General features: G+C 65.1%; 2 protein-coding genes. Both read left to right on the top strand.

Going from position 1 to position 1,760, the window contains the following annotated elements:
* The first annotated feature begins 48 nt into the window (after window positions 1–48).
* Window positions 49–1,023 carry a diacylglycerol/lipid kinase family protein gene (locus VGD20_RS04415; protein WP_331133286.1) on the top strand — a complete coding sequence of 325 codons (975 nt, stop codon included), beginning with the start codon at window positions 49–51 and terminating at the stop codon, window positions 1,021–1,023.
* 10 nt (window positions 1,024–1,033) lie between these two features.
* Window positions 1,034–1,760 (top strand): hypothetical protein (locus tag VGD20_RS04410; RefSeq protein WP_331133285.1); only part of this gene is annotated, 727 nt, incomplete at its 3' end.

Genomic DNA, 1,760 nt, shown 5'->3' with positions numbered 1-1,760 from the left:
GAGTCGCCCAAGACGATCTCCATCTCGATGAAATATATGTGATCGGATATGGCTAGCGTCGCGCTCCTTTCGAACCCACGCTCGACGGGCAATCGCTCGTTGTTGCCGCGGGTTCGCGAATATTGCGCGGCACATCCCGACATTTTTCACTATGAGGTCGAGGATGTCGACCAGATCGAAAAAGCCATCCGCACGATGGCGATGGTCGGCCCGCGCGTCGTCGTCATCAACGGTGGCGACGGCACGGTCCAGGCTGCACTGACCGAGATTTATTCGGGCGACCATTTCGGCGGTTCGCCGCCGCCGGTTGCGGTGCTTCCCAACGGCAAGACCAATCTGATCGCGCTCGACCTCGGTGCCGAGGGCGATCCGATCAAGGCGTTGCAGCGCGTCGTCGAACTGGTCGAGAGCGGCCAGCTCGAGGATCATGTGATCGAACGTCAGCTCATTGCGCTTGACAGCGGCGGCGAAGAGCGGCCGGTGCTCGGCATGTTCCTCGGCGGCGCCTATCTTGCCGATGTGATGCTCTATTGCCGCAATCGCATCTATCCGCTCGGCCTGCCCAACGGCGTGTCGCACTTTCTCGCGGCGATCCTCGGCCTGTTCGCGATCATCTTCGGGATCGGCGGCGGACGCCTGCCGCCCAAGCCCGAACCGATGACGGTGTCGCTGATCCGCCAGGGCGAATTCAAAGGCAAATTCTCGCTGCTGATTGTCACGACGCTCGAAAAGCTGCTGCTCAGCATCCGCACCAGCGATGGTGGCGGGACGAACGGCCATATGAAATTGCTTGCGACCGACAGCAATGTCGGGGCGATGTTCCGCATGCTCGGCGCGACCTGGCGCGGGACTTTGGGGCAAAAGCCGCTCAACGGCGTGCATTTCCAGCAGGGCGATGAAATCCGCATCGAGGGCGAACGGTCGAACGTGATTCTCGACGGCGAAATCTTCCAGGCGAAGAACGGCATGCCGATCATCCTGACCTCGACCCAGCCGGTTCCCTTCCTGCGCCTCGCCGCCTGAGCGCTCGCGCATGTCCGACCTGATCGATCTGGTCCGCGCCGAGCTTTCGACCTCCGTCGACCCGCGCGCTGCCGCGATGGCGCAGGCGATTGCCGCCCAATATCCGGGCAGCGCGCGCGCAGTGCTTTTCTATGGCAGCTGCCTGCGCGAGAGCGAACTCGACGGGCTGATGCTCGATTTCTACCTGATCGTCTCGGACTATAGCGACGCTTATCCGAAACGCTGGATGGCGGTCGCCAACCGGCTGATCCCGCCGAACGTCTTTCCGTTCCAGCATGGCGGGCTGATTGCCAAATATGCGGTGCTCGACGAGGCCGACTTTCACCGCCTGAACGGCGCGGGGACGCGCAACGTGTCGGTGTGGGCGCGCTTTGCACAACCTGCGCGGCTGGTCTGGGCGGTCGACGATACGGCGCGCGACCGGGCAGTCGCGGCGGTTGCGCGCGCGGCACCGACGCTGCTTGCCGCGGCGGGCCGGGTCGACGGCGAAGCGCCGCTCGACTGGTGGCGGCGCGCCTTTTCGCTCACTTACTCGGTCGAGCTGCGCGCCGAGCGGACGAGCCGCGCGCAGTCGGTCGTCGATGCCGATGCCGACCGTTACGAGCGGTTCAGCCTTCCCGCGATCGCGGCGATCCCGGCCGATGCGCGCTGCGGCGGTTGGGCGCGGCGGCGGCTGGAGGGCAAGGCGCTCAGCATCGCGCGGCTCGCCAAGGCCAGCCTGACCTATGCCGGCGGGA

Origin of the sequence: Sphingopyxis sp. (assembly GCF_036402335.1) — a bacterium.
Classification (GTDB): Bacteria; Pseudomonadota; Alphaproteobacteria; order Sphingomonadales; family Sphingomonadaceae; genus Sphingopyxis.
This window is presented reverse-complemented; position numbering and strand designations above follow the sequence as displayed.

What these genes read in the sequence shown, in the direction of transcription:
- VGD20_RS04415 (WP_331133286.1), top strand. Translation starts at nt 49, where the DNA reads ATGGCTAGCGTCGCGCTCCTTTCGAACCCACGCTCGACGGGCAATCGC.